22 protein-coding genes and 1 pseudogene are annotated in these 17,883 nt (G+C 55.8%); 9 read left to right on the top strand and 14 right to left on the bottom strand.

Going from position 1 to position 17,883, the window contains the following annotated elements; translation table 11 throughout:
* From glmM to ACF2JD_RS22140, 3 genes and pseudogenes are all read right to left on the bottom strand, one after another.
* Positions 1–243 (bottom strand): annotated as a pseudogene (gene glmM / locus ACF2JD_RS22150) (phosphoglucosamine mutase); the annotation flags it as partial.
* An 86-nt stretch (positions 244–329) separates the two neighbouring features.
* A complete protein-coding gene (gene sul2 / locus ACF2JD_RS22145) occupies positions 330–1,145 on the bottom strand; it encodes a sulfonamide-resistant dihydropteroate synthase Sul2 (protein WP_001043260.1) in 816 nt (271 codons plus the stop codon).
* Between the two features lie 245 nt (positions 1,146–1,390).
* On the bottom strand, positions 1,391–1,549 hold the full coding sequence (locus ACF2JD_RS22140) for a hypothetical protein (protein ID WP_440988159.1): 159 nt from the start codon (positions 1,547–1,549) through the stop codon (positions 1,391–1,393).
* A 432-nt stretch (positions 1,550–1,981) separates the two neighbouring features.
* Between ACF2JD_RS22140 and ACF2JD_RS22135 the strand changes: the two genes are divergently transcribed.
* From ACF2JD_RS22135 to ACF2JD_RS22110, 6 genes are all read left to right on the top strand, one after another.
* Positions 1,982–2,365, top strand: a complete 384-nt coding sequence (locus ACF2JD_RS22135) for a metalloregulator ArsR/SmtB family transcription factor (protein ID WP_331454072.1) — start codon at positions 1,982–1,984, stop codon at positions 2,363–2,365.
* Complete coding sequence (gene arsH / locus ACF2JD_RS22130) at positions 2,352–3,068, top strand: arsenical resistance protein ArsH (RefSeq protein ID WP_456305345.1); 717 nt, start codon at positions 2,352–2,354, stop codon at positions 3,066–3,068. Before ACF2JD_RS22135 ends, arsH begins: the two co-directional genes overlap by 14 nt.
* 7 nt (positions 3,069–3,075) lie before the next feature.
* Positions 3,076–4,170: an ACR3 family arsenite efflux transporter gene (gene arsB / locus ACF2JD_RS22125; RefSeq protein WP_456305344.1), complete on the top strand. Its 1,095-nt coding sequence runs from the start codon at positions 3,076–3,078 to the stop codon at positions 4,168–4,170.
* A gap of 10 nt (positions 4,171–4,180) precedes the next feature.
* A complete protein-coding gene (gene arsC, locus ACF2JD_RS22120) occupies positions 4,181–4,609 on the top strand; it encodes an arsenate reductase (glutaredoxin) (RefSeq protein WP_440988156.1) in 429 nt (142 codons plus the stop codon).
* A 16-nt stretch (positions 4,610–4,625) separates the two neighbouring features.
* Positions 4,626–5,285 carry an NAD(P)H-dependent oxidoreductase gene (locus ACF2JD_RS22115; RefSeq protein ID WP_440988155.1) on the top strand — a complete coding sequence of 220 codons (660 nt, stop codon included), beginning with the start codon at positions 4,626–4,628 and terminating at the stop codon, positions 5,283–5,285.
* A gap of 302 nt (positions 5,286–5,587) precedes the next feature.
* A complete protein-coding gene (locus ACF2JD_RS22110; RefSeq protein WP_440988154.1) occupies positions 5,588–7,183 on the top strand; it encodes a hypothetical protein in 1,596 nt (531 codons plus the stop codon).
* Positions 7,184–7,252: 69 nt separating this feature from the next.
* Here the strand turns inward: ACF2JD_RS22110 and ACF2JD_RS22105 are convergent, their stop codons facing one another.
* Positions 7,253–7,399: a type II toxin-antitoxin system RelE/ParE family toxin gene (locus tag ACF2JD_RS22105; RefSeq protein ID WP_440988157.1), complete on the bottom strand. Its 147-nt coding sequence runs from the start codon at positions 7,397–7,399 to the stop codon at positions 7,253–7,255.
* A 229-nt stretch (positions 7,400–7,628) separates the two neighbouring features.
* On the opposite strand from ACF2JD_RS22105, the gene ACF2JD_RS22100 reads away from it, so the two are divergent.
* Positions 7,629–8,243 (top strand): recombinase family protein, encoded by a 615-nt coding sequence (locus ACF2JD_RS22100; protein WP_440988153.1) that lies wholly within the window; start codon positions 7,629–7,631, stop codon positions 8,241–8,243.
* Positions 8,244–8,253: 10 nt separating this feature from the next.
* On the opposite strand, the gene ACF2JD_RS22095 is transcribed toward ACF2JD_RS22100, so the two are convergent.
* The 7 genes from ACF2JD_RS22095 to ACF2JD_RS22065 are packed head-to-tail and all read right to left on the bottom strand — an operon-like array spanning position 8,254 to position 12,699.
* On the bottom strand, positions 8,254–9,243 hold the full coding sequence (locus tag ACF2JD_RS22095; RefSeq protein WP_010791756.1) for a DUF3330 domain-containing protein: 990 nt from the start codon (positions 9,241–9,243) through the stop codon (positions 8,254–8,256).
* Positions 9,240–9,476, bottom strand: coding sequence for a broad-spectrum mercury transporter MerE (gene merE / locus ACF2JD_RS22090; protein WP_003124451.1), 237 nt, complete (start codon positions 9,474–9,476; stop codon positions 9,240–9,242). The genes ACF2JD_RS22095 and merE overlap by 4 nt, the downstream gene beginning before the upstream one ends.
* The gene (gene merD / locus ACF2JD_RS22085) at positions 9,473–9,838 is read right to left on the bottom strand and encodes a mercury resistance co-regulator MerD (protein WP_003124452.1); all 366 of its coding nucleotides are present in this window, start codon (positions 9,836–9,838) and stop codon (positions 9,473–9,475) included. Before merD ends, merE begins: the two co-directional genes overlap by 4 nt.
* Positions 9,839–9,855: 17 nt before the next feature.
* Positions 9,856–11,550, bottom strand: coding sequence for a mercury(II) reductase (gene merA, locus ACF2JD_RS22080; protein ID WP_000105636.1), 1,695 nt, complete (start codon positions 11,548–11,550; stop codon positions 9,856–9,858).
* 51 nt (positions 11,551–11,601) lie between these two features.
* Positions 11,602–12,063: an organomercurial transporter MerC gene (gene merC / locus ACF2JD_RS22075; protein ID WP_000082530.1), complete on the bottom strand. Its 462-nt coding sequence runs from the start codon at positions 12,061–12,063 to the stop codon at positions 11,602–11,604.
* A complete protein-coding gene (merP, locus tag ACF2JD_RS22070) occupies positions 12,060–12,335 on the bottom strand; it encodes a mercury resistance system periplasmic binding protein MerP (RefSeq protein WP_000732292.1) in 276 nt (91 codons plus the stop codon). Before merP ends, merC begins: the two co-directional genes overlap by 4 nt.
* Before the next feature lie 13 nt (positions 12,336–12,348).
* Positions 12,349–12,699 (bottom strand): mercuric transport protein MerT, encoded by a 351-nt coding sequence (locus ACF2JD_RS22065; RefSeq protein ID WP_001294663.1) that lies wholly within the window; start codon positions 12,697–12,699, stop codon positions 12,349–12,351.
* Positions 12,700–12,770: 71 nt separating this feature from the next.
* Between ACF2JD_RS22065 and merR the strand changes: the two genes are divergently transcribed.
* Complete coding sequence (gene merR / locus ACF2JD_RS22060; RefSeq protein ID WP_000429836.1) at positions 12,771–13,205, top strand: Hg(II)-responsive transcriptional regulator; 435 nt, start codon at positions 12,771–12,773, stop codon at positions 13,203–13,205.
* Between the two features lie 1,276 nt (positions 13,206–14,481).
* Here the strand turns inward: merR and tetR(A) are convergent.
* Entirely contained in the window at positions 14,482–15,132 is a 651-nt protein-coding gene (tetR(A), locus tag ACF2JD_RS22050; protein WP_000164043.1) for a tetracycline resistance transcriptional repressor TetR(A), read from the bottom strand.
* Positions 15,133–15,237: 105 nt separating this feature from the next.
* On the opposite strand from tetR(A), the gene tet(A) reads away from it, so the two are divergent.
* Positions 15,238–16,437, top strand: coding sequence for a tetracycline efflux MFS transporter Tet(A) (tet(A), locus tag ACF2JD_RS22045; protein ID WP_440988152.1), 1,200 nt, complete (start codon positions 15,238–15,240; stop codon positions 16,435–16,437).
* Between the two features lie 31 nt (positions 16,438–16,468).
* On the opposite strand, the gene ACF2JD_RS22040 is transcribed toward tet(A), so the two are convergent.
* Both ACF2JD_RS22040 and ACF2JD_RS22035 read right to left on the bottom strand, forming a co-directional pair.
* Positions 16,469–17,353 carry a DMT family transporter gene (locus ACF2JD_RS22040; RefSeq protein ID WP_000058717.1) on the bottom strand — a complete coding sequence of 295 codons (885 nt, stop codon included), beginning with the start codon at positions 17,351–17,353 and terminating at the stop codon, positions 16,469–16,471.
* Between the two features lie 137 nt (positions 17,354–17,490).
* Complete coding sequence (locus ACF2JD_RS22035) at positions 17,491–17,883, bottom strand: cysteine hydrolase family protein (protein ID WP_001351729.1); 393 nt, start codon at positions 17,881–17,883, stop codon at positions 17,491–17,493.

Raw genomic sequence — 17,883 nt, 5'->3', positions numbered from 1 at the left:
TGTCGGCAGCGGGCCAAAAAGGAATACGTCCATGCCCATCGAGGTGAAACCGGCTGTGAGCGCGGGTTCAAGCATATAGCCCGACAGGCGCGTATCCTTGCCGATCACGACACGATGGCGGTGGTCACCGCGACGAAAGACACGGCCAGCCGCCATGCCGACGCGCAAGGCGGTTTCCGCCGTCATCGCGCCTTCGTTGGCTTTGCCACGAATACCGTCTGTGCCGAAATATTTGCGCACCATAAGGTCGATTATCCTGTCGTCGGGTCGCCCTCAAAGGGGACATGCCTGCTGAACCGCGAATATAGAGAAATATCCCGAATGTGCAGTTAACGAATTCTTGCGGTTTCTTTCAGCGCCGCCAATACCGCCAGCCCGTCGCGCAAGGGGCGCGGCTCGTGTGTGCGGATGAAGTCAGCTCCACCTGCGGCGGCGGCAAGCTCTGCAGCGAGTGTCGCGGCCCCGACATCCCCCGGACCACGGCCTGTGAGCGCGCGCAGAAAGGATTTGCGCGAAACAGACAGAAGCACCGGCAAATCGAAGCGCAGCCGCAATTCATCGAACCGCGCCAGCACCGAGAGCGAGGTTTCGGGAGCAGCCCCCAGAAAAAACCCCATGCCGGGATCAAGGACAAGGCGGTTGCGTTTGATACCGGCACCCGTCAGCGCCGCGATGCGCGCGTCAAAGAACGCCGCAATGTGATCCATGATGTCGCCAGCGGGTGCCTCGCGCCGATCTGCCTGCCCGTCTTGCACCGAATGCATAACGACGAGTTTGGCAGATGATTTCGCCAATTGCGGATAGAACGCAGCGTCTGGAAAACCGCGAATATCATTGAGATAGGCCACACCACGCGACAAGGCATAGGCTTGCGTCGCGGGTTGATAACTGTCGAGCGAGACGGGAATGCCATCTGCCTTGAGCGCGTCCAGCACCGGCGCGATACGCGCGATTTCTGTGTCGGACGAAACAGGCGCGGCGTCGGGATTGCTGGATGCCGGACCGAGGTCGATCACATCTGCCCCCTCGGCCATCAGCTTACGCGCCTGCGCAATGGCTGCGTCTGGCGCCAGATACCGGCCTCCATCGGAGAAACTGTCCGAGGTTATGTTGACGATGCCGAAAATGATGAGCGATTTATTCATGGGGGCTTCTATAATAATAATAATCGAGCATGAGTCTCATACGGATGCTCGGGTCGAAAGGGAATCCCCAGGCGAGTAACCTGTTTGCGGTGATCCATTAGCTGCAGGAGCAGAAGAGCATACCATACATCTGGAAGCAAAGCCAGGAAAGCGGCCTATGGAGCTGTGCGGCAGCGCTCAGTAGGCAATTTTTCAAAATATTGTTAAGCCTTTTCTGAGCATGGTATTTTTCATGGTATTACCAATTAGCAGGAAAATAAGCCATTGAATATAAAAGATAAAAATGTCTTGTTTACAATAGAGAACGCAATAGCCTCTGGAATTAAGGCTAGAGCGACAACAATACCTGCAAGTAAATCACCGCGGATATTAGAGAGCCATTCGAGTTTCATTTTTTCAAACATGATTAAACCTTGTAATAAGCAAACAGCAACGCAAATATCTATCGCGCTAAGATGCAAAGTTTGCAGTGCTGGCTACGACAATTTAATGACATTACTGAGTTTTAGTGAGTTATTTTTGGCGGAAAAAAGCGCCTACCGCTATTGCGGCAGTTGGTGCAGCCATCTGCAAATTGGATGACTATAGAGGAGGGGGAGGCTAGGGTGGACTAATTCGCAAAATATGTGCCTTCATGCAGCGATAAATAAAAACAACTTCGAATTATCGCATCGATGCCCATGCAGGTCAACGGTTCATGTTTACTAAAGAACCAGTAATAAAAGCCCAGATGAATTGGTCATGGGTTTTGTAGTCGGCACTTTCATTATTGACATCTCATTATTGGCATGCAATTATTTTAATATGTTAAATTCTTAATGTGTTAAATTCTTAATGTGTTGCACCGGCGGGGTATTTCAGTGGATTTGATTCAGTTCTTAAAATGCCTTTCAGACCTTAATAGGCTCACCTGCCTTTGCTTGATCCAAAGAGCGGGGGAGGCGTGTGTGTGTGAGATCCAGGTTGCACTAAATCAAGAGCAACCAAAGGTGTCGCAATATTTAGCGCAATTACGCAAGTGTGGAATTTTGCAAAGTGAGCGACGCGGAAAGTGGGTGTATTACCGCTTTTCTGCTGACTTGCCGAATTGGGCACTCAAGGTCATCACTTGCTCAATTGAAAATAATCCAGCGCTATTTGCCGATGCAATAGCTCTGTTTGACAGTATTCATAGCCGCAATGCTTGCGATAACGAGAGCAATAACAATGCAGACAAATAATCAGTTAGAAAACCTTATTACTGAGCAGATTAGCGTGCCTCACCAGGAACATTTTTCTAGCCTAGACTCTAGGCATCCACCGCGTATTTTGCTGTTATACGGCTCATTGCGCCAGCGTTCATTCAGTCGTTTGGTTGTTGAAGAAAGCGCAAGATTGCTCAAACACATGGGCGCCGAGGTGCGTATTTTTAATCCTGAAGGTTTACCGCAGCCTGACACTGCAGATGAATCGCATCCGAAGGTGCAAGAATTACGTGATTTAATGGTGTGGTCGGAAGGTCAAGTCTGGTGTTCGCCTGAACGACATGGTGCGATGACAGGCATTTTCAAAAGCCAAATCGACTGGATACCACTTAGCCTCGGTGCTGTGCGACCCACACAAGGGAAAACCTTAGCTGTAATGCAGGTCTGTGGCGGTTCTCAATCTTTTAATGTGGTTAATCAGCTCCGGGTATTGGGTCGCTGGATGCGGATGTTCACCATCCCAAACCAATCATCGGTTGCCAAAGCCTATCTAGAGTTCGATGAAAATAATCGTATGAAACCCTCGCCTTACTACAACCGCATTGTTGATGTTATGGAGGAGCTGGTGAAGTTCACTTTGCTATTGCGCAACAATGCACCTTACCTGACTGATCGTTATTCAGAGCGTGTCGAAAGTGCAGATGAACTCAGTCAACGCGTCAATCAACGCTCGATTTAAGGATATTATGATGACAACAGTTAAATCAGAAAATGCACCAAGCACCTCTGAGGGCATGGGGTTATTTGAGCGCTACCTTACTCTTTGGGTAGCTTTGGCTATTCTTGCTGGCGTTTTGCTAGGACAGTTTGCGCCAGTGATTCCACAAACCTTATCGCGCTTTGAATATGCACAAGTATCAATACCGGTGGCTGTACTGATTTGGGCAATGATTTTCCCGATGATGTTACAAATCGACTTTAGCTCTATTAAAAACGTCGGAAAGCAACCTAAAGGACTGGTGATTACCACTACTGTAAACTGGCTGATCAAACCTTTTACTATGTTTGCAATAGCCTGGTTTTTCTTCATGGTGGTTTTTGAACCATTGCTACCTGCTGCCATAGCCAGCGAATATTTAGCCGGTGCCATCTTATTAGGTGCCGCACCTTGCACGGCCATGGTATTTGTGTGGAGCTATCTAACCCGAGGTGATGCCGCTTATACCTTGGTGCAGATCGCCGTGAATGACTTGATTATGTTGGTTGCTTTTGCCCCTATCGTGGTTTTACTGCTTGGCATCTCTAACATTCAGGTGCCTTGGGACACAGTATTGTTGTCGGTGCTGCTGTATATCGTTATACCCCTAGCAGCCGGTTATTGGGTGCGAAATAGGGTTATTAAACACCGAGGTTTGGCGTGGTTTAACGATGTGTTTCTGAAGCGTGTTTCTTCGATTACACCTGTTGGATTGATCATAACCTTGGTGCTGTTATTTGCGTTTCAAGGCGATGTCATTATTGCTAATCCACTGCATATTGTACTGATTGCTATCCCACTTATTATCCAAACAGTATTGGTATTTGCTATTGCTTACGGCTGGGCTAAAGCGTGGCGTATTCCTCATAATGTGGCCGCCCCGGCTGGAATGATTGCGGCTAGTAACTTTTTTGAGTTAGCGGTGGCGGTTGCCATTGCTCTGTTCGGACTGCAATCAGGTGCAGCATTGGCCACCGTCGTCGGCGTGCTAGTTGAGGTTCCTTTAATGCTTGCGCTGGTGCGTTTTGCGAATAAAACACGTCATCATTTTCCGGCTGTTGCCGTAACTGATCAACCTTCTTAAAGGACATATTATGCTGGTTATTTATCATAATCCCGAATGCGGCACTTCACGCAATGTACTTAAAATTATTCAGGACGCTGGCTACTCACCGATAGTGATTGAGTACCTAAAAGATGGTTGGACACGTGCGCAGCTGCTTGGGTTATTTGCTGCCGCCAACTTAACCCCCCAACAGGCCTTGCGGACCACTAAATCGCCTGCCGCCGAGCTGGGTTTGCTGGCCGATAATGTTTCTGATCAAGCAATTCTTGAGGCGATGATAAAGCATCCAATATTGGTCAATCGCCCGATTGTTTGCAGCCCTCAAGGTGTAAAGCTTTGTCGACCCAGCGAAGTGGTGCTCGATTTGCTTGAGAGCTGGCCAAAGGGCCCTTACTACAAAGAAGATAGCGAGCAAATACTCAACGCAGACGGCACACGTACCAGCCCAGTCCAATAGTTTAAGGCTCAATCAGATGAACATACTTATTTTTTTAGGAAGCGTTCGACAAAGCACGCCGCCGGCTCCAGCCCGTCTTGGTGAACGTGTTGCTTTATCGTGCAAGCAACATATTGAGCGTCAACTTTCAGCGCTTCAAGTTGAAGTAATTGACCCTCTTGATTTTGAGTTAGGACCTATCTTCAAGCCGCATTTTTCCTACACAAACACAGACGTTCCATTATCACTGCAAATATTGGCTGAGAAAATTGAGAAGGCAGATGGTTATGTGATGGTCAGTCCTGAGTACAACCACTCAATGAGCCCTGCGTTAGCCAACTTATTGAACCACTTTGGTAGCTCATTATTTTCTTATAAGCCTTCAATGATTGTGACCTACTCCGCAGGTCAATGGGGCGGGGCAAGAGCCGCTGTTAATATGCGCACCTTCTTATCAGAGCTTGGCTGTCTTCCTGTTTCAGCAATGATCCATATTCCTAAGGCGCAAGAAGTGCTAAACGAAAATGGAGATTTTAGCAGTGAAGTCAACCCGAAAAAATGGGCAGGCTATTACCAAAGATCATTTAGCCAGTTGCACTGGTGGGCAATGGCCGCCAAGCGCCACCATGCTAGTAAAGAGGGTGAGCAACGTCCGGTGGCCTTCAAACGAAATCCTGCGCAACGAAATGCACCCTGAAATGACACATCATTGCGTTTTGAGTGCTTGGGATAGGCATGAACAAGAGTTGCGGATTTTTTTATTAAAAAAAATAGCAGACCCTTATGAAGTTGATGATTTACTTCAGGAATTATTTTTAAAGCTCATTACTCAAAGTTAGTTGAAGTTTTCTAAATAGACCGCCACATAACAAGGCGTTTAAACAAAACAAAAAACAGTGGGTTACGTTTCGCTTCGCTACACATTTTAACCCATTACTTTTGTCCGCTTAACGCGGCATTATGTGAAAAGCAACCATCACGAATGGAAAAATAATTAGCATGCCTAAAGATATGGACGACTTCTTAGATTTCATACGTAATGAATTGGGTGAGGGCACTTGGGTTCCGCTTTATAAAAACCTAAATAATGACGATAAATCTGAGGATGGCTCGCTATACTCCTGCTTGGTTTCACCAGAAAATACCAAAAAAGCAATGGAAGGCTATGGGTGGGATTTACTCCCTGGTAGTGGAGGCCCGTCAATAGTATGGAGTGGCAAAGATAATATCTGGTATGAGCCAAATAGTTCCGAATATCTACCGCTTGTTATCTATAGAGATTTTCATGGTACAAGAAAGCCGTACAGAGAAATATTACAAGAATTAGTATTATACCTCGAGCTTTACCATGACACGGTTAATCATAAATATGTTGTTGATGATGACAATGGAACTGAAATTCAGGTTGTCAGGTATTCAGATGATGAAATTCTTATAAGAAAATCATTCTTGAAAGCATTTATGTCTGCTAGGCAAATGAGCCTGCTGTTATTTTTTGAGAATTCGCGCCACAAAGTTACAAGTGAACGGTTTCCGGATGAGCATGTGAATGATCCTTTCGTTTCATACACTCGGTTTTGGGATAGCTCGTACGTAGAGGGCTATAGCACTTTTACTAGAGTGCTAGGAAAAAAACTTTTCAATTGCTCCCCAAGAAAAGAAGAGTACTACAGCCCATTCAATGTAGAGAAGAGCTATGAATCATTCATTATCGAAGGAGATGCCCATGATCATCATCTCCACTCCTGTGATCCTTCTTTGTTAGCCGACTATTTCGGAAAAAATAAAGGTGCGCCTCATTATTTAACTCCGGTTTACTTCGATAAAGCAGTGCTTCAAAAGTATTTTGGGTCTTCATCAGAGTATGAGGTACAAGATAGTGCAATCCATAAGCATGGGTATTGGAGGTTGCGCTTTGACAATAACTCGCCGGGACACGTTTGTGTTTTTTTAGGTGATCTTGGCCGAGATATACCTCACTCCGAGCAGATTTACTGGAAAAGCTTTAATCTTGCTCCAGAAGGGCGAGCTATGAGTGGTACCTATTTTAAAAGAAGTATGCTCGGAGCATTTGCTGATGCGGAAAGCCCAGATTTGGTTTTCAAATCATATTTTGAAAGGTTTCAGAATCATTGGATAAAAGATAAAGGCTGGCCACTTTTTTTGCCGCTTGCCGAAGCTGATGCACACTGCTTAAAAACGCTGCATTCCTTAACTAAAAATGAACAGTCAGAATTTGATGCACAGATACTATCACTGGTAAAAGTTACAATTGACTCCATTAATATTAAAGAGCTTAAAAAGCATGTTTCTATTGATGAAAGTGGATCTATTAAGCTACTTGCAGAGTTTCTAAATAATGGTGGTGTGAGATTTGACGCAGCAACCTTCTTGGGAGGGTTACAAGGCGTTCGATCGACAGGTGTAGCACATAGGCGTGGTTCAAATTATGAAAAAACGATTGCACGCCTTGGAATAAAGGACGACGAGTTAATCAAAGCGTTTGATAGTATTCTTGAACAAATGACAGACTTGTTAATTGAGGTTGAGAAAGCCTTTCTAGCGCAGGAGGTTGACAGTGAAGAGCTCACATAACAAAGCGCTGCTGCCGGACAAATTTTCCGCTGCGCTCCAAATTTGCCGCAGAGCGCGGCGTTACGGGTTTTAGAAGTGCTGCTCTACATCCATGCTGTTGTGGAGTATGCGGATCACAACAATCTTGGATTCAGTGCCGGCTCGGTAAAAAATGATATGGCTACCTTGGCTAAGCTTTTTGTATCCTGGTTTTATATCTTCTGCATCGCGGCCAATCTCCGGCTGTCGAGCAAGGAGCCTGAAAGCATCGTCAAATTGCTTGAGGTATTAGTCGCGCTGACGTCTCCCCCACCTCTCAGTGGTAAAGCGGCCAATATCAATTACGTCTTTTCGGGCGCATCACTCAAAATCGCGTGACCAGAATAATTTCTCCTTCGATCGGTCTGCTTATTATTACAAATGAACAGGTTGTAAAGATAACGACCGTATATGTGACAGGTGCAAGATGCTGATTGGCTACATGCGGGTGTCGAAGGCGGACGGCTCCCAAGCAACCGATTTGCAGCGCGACGCGCTGATCGCCGCCGATGTCGATCCGCTGCATCTCTACGAAGATCAGGCATCTGGCAAGCGCGAAGACCGCCCCGGCTTGGTGGCCTGCCTGAAGGCATTGCGGCCGGGAGATACGCTGGTCGTGTGGAAACTGGATCGGCTCGGGCGCGACCTGCGGCATCTAATCAATACCGTGCACGACCTGACCGGGCGCGGTATCGGCCTGAAGGTGCTGACCGGGCACGGGGCGGCCATCGACACCACAACCGCCGCCGGCAAACTGGTCTTCGGCATTTTTGCTGCGCTGGCCGAGTTCGAGCGCGAATTGATCGCCGAGCGCACGATTGCCGGTCTGGCATCGGCGCGGGCACGCGGCCGAAAAGGCGGCCGGCCGTTCAAGATGACCGCCGCCAAGCTGCGGCTGGCGATGGCGGCGATGGGGCAGCCTGAAACCAAGGTCGGCGATCTCTGTCAGGAACTCGGCATCACGCGGCAGACGCTCTACAGACACATTTCCCCAAAAGGCGAATTGCGCCCAGATGGGACGAAACTACTCAACCGTATCTGAGCGGTCGGCATCAACCTGACGGCGGCGAATCGCAAGTGTTTTGTTCGGCGCTGGTTTCGGTCGCGGCCTTGGCGCGTGCCTGGAAGCGCTGATAGCACTCCAGTCCGCAGAAGTGCTCGACGTACTCCACGCCTTCCGGGGTAAAGGCGGCATCGAGCGGGATTTCCTTGCAGCACACGCAGCAACTGGTGGCAGTCGGATCATTTGCATTCATGGTGGCACCCCTCCATTGACTGACAAAGGCGGCGAATGCCGCCGCCGGCATTGGCTTGGCGAACAGGAAGCCTTGTCCCGTATCGCACGCCGCTTGCCGCAACAGTGCGAGACTGGTCGGCGTTTCCACGCCCTCGGCCACCACGTCCATGCCCAGCCCGTGCGCAAGCTGAATGACGGAGCGCACGATGGTTCGGTCGCGGTGGTCGTCGGCGAGTCCGGCGACGAAGGACTGGTCGATCTTGAGCGTAGTAATCGGGCAGCACTTCAGGTGTTGCAGGCAGGAATACCCCGTCCCGAAATCATCGGCGGCGAAGCGCACACCGATTTGTCGCAAGGCTTCCAGGGCGGGGAAGATCGCCGGATCACCGAACGCGACCGATTCGGTCAGCTCGATTTCAAGAGACTCGGCGGGCAACTCGGCGTCAGCCAGCACGCCCTTTACCCATCCGTCGAAATCCGGTCTCACTTGGCTCGCCGAAACATTGACGGCCAGCCGGAACGGTTGCCATGCCAGCATCCGCCACTCGCGCATCTGGCGGCAGGCTGCGCCCAGCACCCAAGCACCGATTTCAGGCATCAAGCCGGACGATTCGACCAAGGGGAGAAACTGGCCCGGCAGCAACAAGCCGAGCCTTGGATGCCGCCAGCGCAACAGGGCTTCCGCACCGACAATCTGGTCACTGCGCAGATCGACTATCGGCTGGTAGTGCAACTCAAGCTGCCCGCGCACAACCGCCTGCGCCAACTCGGTCGCCGTCCATCCGGCGGGCTGCGAGGTCGTCATGATCCGCCCCGGAAGGCCCGCAGTAGCCGCGTCACGGACAGAGCAAACAAGCCGGTCAGCGTGAGGGCTGCAATACCCCAATGCTCCCCGATGAATGCGCCGGCTGTCGTTCCGGCCAGCACAACGGCGAGAATCGGCAAATGACAGGGACAGGTGAGCACGGCCAGCGCGCCCCACAGGTAGCCGGTGAACGGCTTGCGTGTCTTGGTCGGCAGGCGTTCCGGGCCGTTCATGGCAGACTCTCCGCGTGCTGTGCCGGCTCGGTCGGCAGGGTGGCCAACTGCGCTTCCAGATCGGCCAACGCTTCGCGCCGGTGTTCGACGAACTGGCGCAGCACGGCAAGCTGCGTGGCCGCTTCGCCGCCGTCCGCTGCATCCAGCGCCCGGCACAGCCTCGCCAGCGCATCGAGGCCGATGCCCGCTTCGAAGGCGGATCGCACGAAGCACAGACGCTGCAAGGCCGCCTCGTCGAACAGGCCGTAGCCGCCTGGCGTGCACGCCACCGGCCGCAGCAGTCCGCGCAGCAGGTAGTCGCGCACGATATGCACGCTCACCCCGGCATCAAGGGCCAGCCGGGACACCGTGTAGGCGTTCATCGAACACCTCCTTTTTCTCACCCGGCGCAGCAGGAAAGCTGCTTCACATCCTTGTTGAAGGTCTGCGCCGCGAGCTTCAACCCTTCGACCATCGTCAGGTAGGGGAACAACTGGTCGGCCAGTTCCTGCACCGTCATCCGGTTGCGAATCGCCAGTGCGGCCGTCTGGATCAGTTCGCCCGCTTCCGGGGCCACTGCCTGCACGCCGATCAGTCGTCCGCTGCCTTCTTCAACCACCAGTTTGATGAAGCCGCGCGTGTCGAAGTTGGCGAGCGCGCGCGGCACGTTGTCCAGCGTTAGCGTGCGACTATCAGTTTTGATGCCGTCATGGTGCGCTTCCGCCTCGCTGTAGCCTACGGTCGCCACTTGCGGGTCGGTGAACACCACGGCCGGCATCGCGGTCAGGTTCAGGGCCGCGTCACCGCCGGTCATGTTGATCGCGGCGCGAGTGCCGGCCGCTGCCGCCACATAGACGAACTGCGGCTGGTCGGTGCAGTCGCCTGCGGCGTAGATGTGTTCCACGCTTGTACGCATGCCGGGGTCGATGACGATAGCGCCTTGCGGGGTGAGCGTGACGCCCGTCGCATCCAGTGCCAGCTTGCGTGTGTTGGGCGCGCGGCCGGTGGCGACCAGCAGCTTGTCGGCGCGCAGTTCGCCGTGCGCCGTGGTGAGCACGAATTCGCCGTCCCCTTCACCATTGATATACGCGACCTGGCTGGCCTGGGTGTGTTCCCTCACCTCGATGCCCTCCATGCGGAATGCGGCCGTGACGGCTTCGCCTATAGCTGGGTCTTCGCGGAAGAACAGCGTGCTGCGAGCCAGGATCGTCACCTTCGCTCCGAGTCGGGCGAACGCCTGCGCCAGCTCCAGCGCCACCACTGATGAGCCAATCACGGCCAGGCGCTTAGGAATCGTCTCGCTGACCAGCGCTTCAGTGGAAGTCCAGTACGGAGTGTCTTTCAGGCCGGGAATCGGCGGCACGGCCGGGCTCGCGCCGGTGGCGATCAGGCAGCGGTCGAATGCCACCACGCGCTCGCCGCCGTCGTTGAGTTGCACGATCAGGTTGCGATTGTCCTTAAAGCGGGCGGAGCCGTGCAGCACAGTGATCGCCGGATTGCCCTCCAAGATGCCTTCGTACTTGGCGTGGCGCAGTTCATCGACGCGGGCCTGCTGCTGGGCCAGCAGCGCCGTGCGCTGGATGGTCGGCGTGGTAGCGGCGATGCCGCCATCGAACGGGCTTTCCCGGCGCAGATGGGCGATATGGGCGGCGCGGATCATGATCTTGGACGGCACACAACCGACATTGACGCAGGTGCCGCCGATGGTGCCGCGCTCGATCAGCGTGACACGTGCGCCTTGCTCGACGGCCTTCAGCGCCGCTGCCATCGCGGCCCCGCCGCTGCCGATGACGGCGATATGCAATGCGCCGCTGCTACCCGTCTTGTCGTTTCTGCCCAGCAGATCGCGCATCTTGTCGAGCAATCCGCCCGGCGTCGAAACTGAGGGGGCATCGGCCAGCGTGGCCCGATAACCGAGTCCAGCTACAGCGGCCGTCAGCGCGTCGGGTGACGTGCCGACCTCAATGGCGAGCTTGGCGCTGCCCTTGGCGTAGGAGACATCCGCTGATTGCACGCCGGGCACTTTCTCCAGGGCGTCCTTGACATGCACTGCGCACGAGTCGCAAGTCATGCCGGTGATTTTGAGAGTGCTCATACCATCGTTCCTTATTCGTGTGGGCCGCCGTGTCGCACGGTCAGCCGTCTTTCACAAGCGCTTGGCGGGGAGTTCGCAGCCGTCCGGTCCGCAACGGCGATGCGCCGGCGACACGAAGTCCCAGATCGACACCCCAATCATCAAGGCCAGGCCGACGTACATCAGGTTCGCCGTCCACCAGTTGCCGAGCAGCCAGACCGTGGCCGCAAACACGATGGCCGGGCCGATCATGCCGAGCAGACTGCGCAGCCATTGCCGATGACTGAACCAACCCAGCGCGTTCGCCAGGAAGGCCAGCGCGGCAAACAGCGGCAGCAGGCGGCTGATGAACAGTCCCTCGTACTGGCTCAAGAAGCCCAGCCCGATGGCCGCGCCGAAGCTGGCGAGGGCTGGAAAGCAGGCGGCGCAGCCCATCGCGGAAACGACGCTGCCGAGCGCGCCGGTTTTATCGGCAATGCGTGTCATCAGTCCCATGAAGCGGCTCTCGCTGTTGTCGTTGGCTTGCTGGCTCACTGCTTGACGCTGGACGGATAGCCGGCGTCTGCGGTGGCCTTGGTCAGCTTCTGTACGCTGGCCTTGGTGTCGTCAAAAGTGACGACGGCCTCGCGCTTCTCGAAGCCCACATCGACCTTGCTCACGCCTTCGACCTTGGAGAGCGCTTTCTTGACTGTGATCGGGCAGGCGGCGCAAGTCATGCCGGGAACCGCTAGCGTGACGGTCTGGGTAGCGGCCCACACCGGGGCAACAGCGGCGGCGAGGGCAAGGGAGGCAAACAGTTTCTTCATGATGAACTCCTGGTTAATAGAAAAATGGAACGACATAGGGAAATCCAAGCGCGACCAGGACCAGCACGGCCACGATCCAGAAAATCAGCTTGTAGGTGGCGCGCACCTGCGGAATCGCGCAGACCTCACCTGGCTTGCATGCCTGCACGGGCCGGTAAATCCGCTTCCAGGCGAAGAACAGCGCCACTAGCGCCGCGCCGATGAACAACGGTCGATAGGGTTCCAGCACCGTCAGGTTGCCGATCCAAGCACCGGAGAAGCCCAGGGCGACCAGTACTAGCGGCCCCAGGCAGCAGGTCGATGCAAGAATGGCGGCCAGCCCGCCGGCGAAGAGCGCACCGCGCCCGTTTTGTGGTTCAGACATACGTTGGCCCTTTTGAATTTGGATTGGATAGCGTAACCTTACTTCCGTACTCATGTACGGAGTCAAGCGATATGGAAAATAATTTGGAAAACCTGACCATTGGCGTTTTTGCCAAGGCGGCCGGGGTCAACGTGGAGACAATCCGCTTCTATCAGCGCAAGGGCCTGTTGCGGGAACCGGACAAGCCTTACGGCAGCATCCGCCGCTATGGGGAGGCGGACGTGGTTCGGGTGAAATTCGTGAAATCGGCACAGCGGCTGGGGTTCAGTCTGGACGAGATTGCCGAGCTGTTGCGGCTCGACGATGGCACCCACTGCGAGGAGGCCAGCAGCCTGGCCGAACACAAGCTCAAGGACGTGCGCGAGAAGATGGCCGACTTGGCGCGCATGGAAACCGTGCTGTCTGAACTCGTGTGCGCCTGCCATGCACGAAAGGGGAATGTTTCCTGCCCGTTGATCGCGTCACTACAGGGCGAAGCAGGCCTGGCAAGGTCAGCTATGCCTTAGCGTGCTTTATTTTCCGTTTTCTGAGGTGCCCCCTAATTGAGCATTTCCAGGCGCTTGCGCCTGGTCAACGAAAGAGTCAGCGCCGTAGGCGCTGCCATTTTTGGGGTGAGGCCGTTCGCGGCCGAGGGGCGCAGCCCCTGGGGGGATGGGAGGCCCGCGTTAGCGGGCCGGGAGGGTTCGAGAAGGGGGGGCACCCCCCTTCGGCGTGCGCGGTCACGCGCACAGGGCGCAGCCCTGGTTAAAAACAAGGTTTATAAATATTGGTTTAAAAGCAGGTTAAAAGACAGGTTAGCGGTGGCCGAAAAACGGGCGGAAACCCTTGCAAATGCTGGATTTTCTGCCTGTGGACAGCCCCTCAAATGTCAATAGGTGCGCCCCTCATCTGTCAGCACTCTGCCCCTCAAGTGTCAAGGATCGCGCCCCTCATCTGTCAGTAGTCGCGCCCCTCAAGTGTCAATACCGCAGGGCACTTATCCCCAGGCTTGTCCACATCATCTGTGGGAAACTCGCGTAAAATCAGGCGTTTTCGCCGATTTGCGAGGCTGGCCAGCTCCACGTCGCCGGCCGAAATCGAGCCTGCCCCTCATCTGTCAACGCCGCGCCGGGTGAGTCGGCCCCTCAAGTGTCAACGTCCGCCCCTCATCTGTCAGTGAGGGCCAAGTTTTCCGCGAGGTATCCACAACGCCGGCGGCCGCGGTGTCTCGCACACGGCTTCGACGGCGTTTCTGGCGCGTTTGCAGGGCCATAGACGGCCGCCAGCCCAGCGGCGAGGGCAACCAGCCCGGTGAGCGTCGGAAAGGCGCTGGAAGCCCCGTAGCGACGCGGAGAGGGGCGAGACAAGCCAAGGGCGCAGGCTCGATGCGCAGCACGACATAGCCGGTTCTCGCAAGGACGAGAATTTCCCTGCGGTGCCCCTCAAGTGTCAATGAAAGTTTCCAACGCGAGCCATTCGCGAGAGCCTTGAGTCCACGCTAGATCTATCTCATCTGCGCAAGGCAGAACGTGAAGACGGCCGCCCTGGACCTCGCCCGCGAGCGCCAGGCGCACGAGGCCGGCGCGCGGACCCGCGCCACGGCCCACGAGCGGACGCCGCAGCAGGAGCGCCAGAAGGCCGCCAGAGAGGCCGAGCGCGGCCGTGAGGCTTGGACGCTAGGGCAGGGCATGAAAAAGCCCGTAGCGGGCTGCTACGGGCGTCTGACGCGGTGGAAAGGGGGAGGGGATGTTGTCTACATGGCTCTGCTGTAGTGAGTGGGTTGCGCTCCGGCAGCGGTCCTGATCAATCGTCACCCTTTCTCGGTCCTTCAACGTTCCTGACAACGAGCCTCCTTTTCGCCAATCCATCGACAATCACCGCGAGTCCCTGCTCGAACGCTGCGTCCGGACCGGCTTCGTCGAAGGCGTCTATCGCGGCCCGCAACAGCGGCGAGAGCGGAGCCTGTTCAACGGTGCCGCCGCGCTCGCCGGCATCGCTGTCGCCGGCCTGCTCCTCAAGCACGGCCCCAACAGTGAAGTAGCTGATTGTCATCAGCGCATTGACGGCGTCCCCGGCCGAAAAACCCGCCTCGCAGAGGAAGCGAAGCTGCGCGTCGGCCGTTTCCATCTGCGGTGCGCCCGGTCGCGTGCCGGCATGGATGCGCGCGCCATCGCGGTAGGCGAGCAGCGCCTGCCTGAAGCTGCGGGCATTCCCGATCAGAAATGAGCGCCAGTCGTCGTCGGCTCTCGGCACCGAATGCGTATGATTCTCCGCCAGCATGGCTTCGGCCAGTGCGTCGAGCAGCGCCCGCTTGTTCCTGAAGTGCCAGTAAAGCGCCGGCTGCTGAACCCCCAACCGTTCCGCCAGTTTGCGTGTCGTCAGACCGTCTACGCCGACCTCGTTCAACAGGTCCAGGGCGGCACGGATCACTGTATTCGGCTGCAACTTTGTCATGCTTGACACTTTATCACTGATAAACATAATATGTCCACCAACTTATCAGTGATAAAGAATCCGCGCGTTCAATCGGACCAGCGGAGGCTGGTCCGGAGGCCAGACGTGAAACCCAACAGACCCCTGATCGTAATTCTGAGCACTGTCGCGCTCGACGCTGTCGGCATCGGCCTGATTATGCCGGTGCTGCCGGGCCTCCTGCGCGATCTGGTTCACTCGAACGACGTCACCGCCCACTATGGCATTCTGCTGGCGCTGTATGCGTTGATGCAATTTGCCTGCGCACCTGTGCTGGGCGCGCTGTCGGATCGTTTCGGGCGGCGGCCGGTCTTGCTCGTCTCGCTGGCCGGCGCTGCTGTCGACTACGCCATCATGGCGACGGCGCCTTTCCTTTGGGTTCTCTATATCGGGCGGATCGTGGCCGGCATCACCGGGGCGACTGGGGCGGTAGCCGGCGCTTATATTGCCGATATCACTGATGGCGATGAGCGCGCGCGGCACTTCGGCTTCATGAGCGCCTGTTTCGGGTTCGGGATGGTCGCGGGACCTGTGCTCGGTGGGCTGATGGGCGGTTTCTCCCCCCACGCTCCGTTCTTCGCCGCGGCAGCCTTGAACGGCCTCAATTTCCTGGCGGGCTGTTTCCTTTTGCCGGAGTCGCACAAAGGCGAACGCCGGCCGTTACGCCGGGAGGCTCTCAACCCGCTCGCTTCGTTCCGGTGGGCCCGGGGCATGACCGTCGTCGCCGCCCTGATGGCGGTCTTCTTCATCATGCAACTTGTCGGACAGGTGCCGGCCGCGCTTTGGGTCATTTTCGGCGAGGATCGCTTTCACTGGGACGCGACCACGATCGGCATTTCGCTTGCCGCATTTGGCATTCTGCATTCACTCGCCCAGGCAATGATCACCGGCCCTGTAGCCGCCCGGCTCGGCGAAAGGCGGGCACTCATGCTCGGAATGATTGCCGACGGCACAGGCTACATCCTGCTTGCCTTCGCGACACGGGGATGGATGGCGTTCCCGATCATGGTCCTGCTTGCTTCGGGTGGCATCGGAATGCCGGCGCTGCAAGCAATGTTGTCCAGGCAGGTGGATGAGGAACGTCAGGGGCAGCTGCAAGGCTCACTGGCGGCGCTCACCAGCCTGACCTCGATCGTCGGACCCCTCCTCTTCACGGCGATCTATGCGGCTTCTATAACAACGTGGAACGGGTGGGCATGGATTGCAGGCGCTGCCCTCTACTTGCTCTGCCTGCCGGCGCTGCGTCGCGGGCTTTGGAGCGGCGCAGGGCAACGAGCCGATCGCTGATCGTGGAAACGATAGGCCTATGCCATGCGGGTCAAGGCGACTTCCGGCAAGCTATACGCGCCCTAGGAGTGCGGTTGGAACGTTGGCCCAGCCAGATACTCCCGATCACGAGCAGGACGCCGATGATTTGAAGCGCACTCAGCGTCTGATCCAAGAACAACCATCCTAGCAACACGGCGGTCCCCGGGCTGAGAAAGCCCAGTAAGGAAACAACTGTAGGTTCGAGTCGCGAGATCCCCCGGAACCAAAGGAAGTAGGTTAAACCCGCTCCGATCAGGCCGAGCCACGCCAGGCCGAGAACATTGGTTCCTGTAGGCATCGGGATTGGCGGATCAAACACTAAAGCTACTGGAACGAGCAGAAGTCCTCCGGCCGCCAGTTGCCAGGCGGTAAAGGTGAGCAGAGGCACGGGAGGTTGCCACTTGCGGGTCAGCACGGTTCCGAACGCCATGGAAACCGCCCCCGCCAGGCCCGCTGCGACGCCGACAGGATCTAGCGCTGCGTTTGGTGTCAACACCAACAGCGCCACGCCCGCAGTTCCGCAAATAGCCCCCAGGACCGCCATCAATCGTATCGGGCTACCTAGCAGAGCGGCAGAGATGAACACGACCATCAGCGGCTGCACAGCGCCTACCGTCGCCGCGACCCCGCCCGGCAGGCGGTAGACCGAAATAAACAACAAGCTCCAGAATAGCGAAATATTAAGTGCGCCGAGGATGAAGATGCGCATCCACCAGATTCCCGTTGGAATCTGTCGGACGATCATCACGAGCAATAAACCCGCCGGCAACGCCCGCAGCATCGCGACCGTCATCGGTGAGAAGTTCGGCAGGTATTGGGTGGTGACAATGTAGGTGCTGCCCCAAATGGCAGGTGCTATCGCTGTGAACAATAAATCGGGCGTGCGTAATGACATGCGATTACAAGACCTCCGCTACGGCGATGGGTTTTTGAGAGTTGCAGGCGCCGCGATGACCGCACCCTGACTTGGACTGGCCCTGCCTCGCACCAATCCACCTGCGGCTATGGCCGCGATCATGCGAGGCCCGAAAATTACACGACCTGTACACGTCCGCCGAACCCGGAACGCAACAGAGCTTCGTGGGCATCCCGATCCGGGTCGTAGCAGCAGTCCTGGACCAAACGCACGTCGTAGTCCGCATCACTAGCCCAGGCGACGCTTGAAAGAACAACGCCGGTGGTGCTTATCCCGGCCATGACAAGCGTGCTTACGCCGCGCGTCCGAAGGTCGGCGTCGAGCGCCGTGCCATAAAAGACGCTGGCTCGCGGACATGCATAGAAAAGGTCGCCCCGTTCGATCGCAAGCCCTTCGACGGGCAGACCGGTGCGAAATCGTCCGCTCGGGAGATACGGTGAGATTTGGCGATTCGTCGCCGGCGGCGCATGTTCATACTCTTCGCCGAGCGAAAAGTTGGGGAACAGCAC

It is taken from the genome of Aeromonas ichthyocola, assembly GCF_046087985.1.
GTDB classification, from domain to species: domain Bacteria; phylum Pseudomonadota; class Gammaproteobacteria; order Enterobacterales; family Aeromonadaceae; genus Aeromonas; species Aeromonas rivipollensis.
Note: the sequence above shows the minus strand (reverse complement) of the source record. Positions and strands in the feature narration are given on the sequence as shown.

Excerpts from the sequence above, each read along its gene's own strand:
- sul2 (WP_001043260.1), bottom strand. The coding sequence starts at position 1,145 with ATGAATAAATCGCTCATCATTTTCGGCATCGTCAACATAACCTCGGAC.
- ACF2JD_RS22140 (WP_440988159.1), bottom strand. The coding sequence starts at position 1,549 with ATGTTTGAAAAAATGAAACTCGAATGGCTCTCTAATATCCGCGGTGAT.
- arsH (WP_456305345.1), top strand. The coding sequence starts at position 2,352 with ATGCAGACAAATAATCAGTTAGAAAACCTTATTACTGAGCAGATTAGC.
- arsB (WP_456305344.1), top strand. The coding sequence starts at position 3,076 with ATGATGACAACAGTTAAATCAGAAAATGCACCAAGCACCTCTGAGGGC.
- arsC (WP_440988156.1), top strand. The coding sequence starts at position 4,181 with ATGCTGGTTATTTATCATAATCCCGAATGCGGCACTTCACGCAATGTA.
- ACF2JD_RS22115 (WP_440988155.1), top strand. The coding sequence starts at position 4,626 with ATGAACATACTTATTTTTTTAGGAAGCGTTCGACAAAGCACGCCGCCG.
- ACF2JD_RS22110 (WP_440988154.1), top strand. The coding sequence starts at position 5,588 with ATGCCTAAAGATATGGACGACTTCTTAGATTTCATACGTAATGAATTG.
- ACF2JD_RS22100 (WP_440988153.1), top strand. The coding sequence starts at position 7,629 with ATGCTGATTGGCTACATGCGGGTGTCGAAGGCGGACGGCTCCCAAGCA.
- ACF2JD_RS22095 (WP_010791756.1), bottom strand. The coding sequence starts at position 9,243 with ATGACGACCTCGCAGCCCGCCGGATGGACGGCGACCGAGTTGGCGCAG.
- merE (WP_003124451.1), bottom strand. The coding sequence starts at position 9,476 with ATGAACGGCCCGGAACGCCTGCCGACCAAGACACGCAAGCCGTTCACC.
- merD (WP_003124452.1), bottom strand. The coding sequence starts at position 9,838 with ATGAACGCCTACACGGTGTCCCGGCTGGCCCTTGATGCCGGGGTGAGC.
- merA (WP_000105636.1), bottom strand. The coding sequence starts at position 11,550 with ATGAGCACTCTCAAAATCACCGGCATGACTTGCGACTCGTGCGCAGTG.
- merP (WP_000732292.1), bottom strand. The coding sequence starts at position 12,335 with ATGAAGAAACTGTTTGCCTCCCTTGCCCTCGCCGCCGCTGTTGCCCCG.
- ACF2JD_RS22065 (WP_001294663.1), bottom strand. The coding sequence starts at position 12,699 with ATGTCTGAACCACAAAACGGGCGCGGTGCGCTCTTCGCCGGCGGGCTG.
- merR (WP_000429836.1), top strand. The coding sequence starts at position 12,771 with ATGGAAAATAATTTGGAAAACCTGACCATTGGCGTTTTTGCCAAGGCG.
- ACF2JD_RS22040 (WP_000058717.1), bottom strand. The coding sequence starts at position 17,353 with ATGTCATTACGCACGCCCGATTTATTGTTCACAGCGATAGCACCTGCC.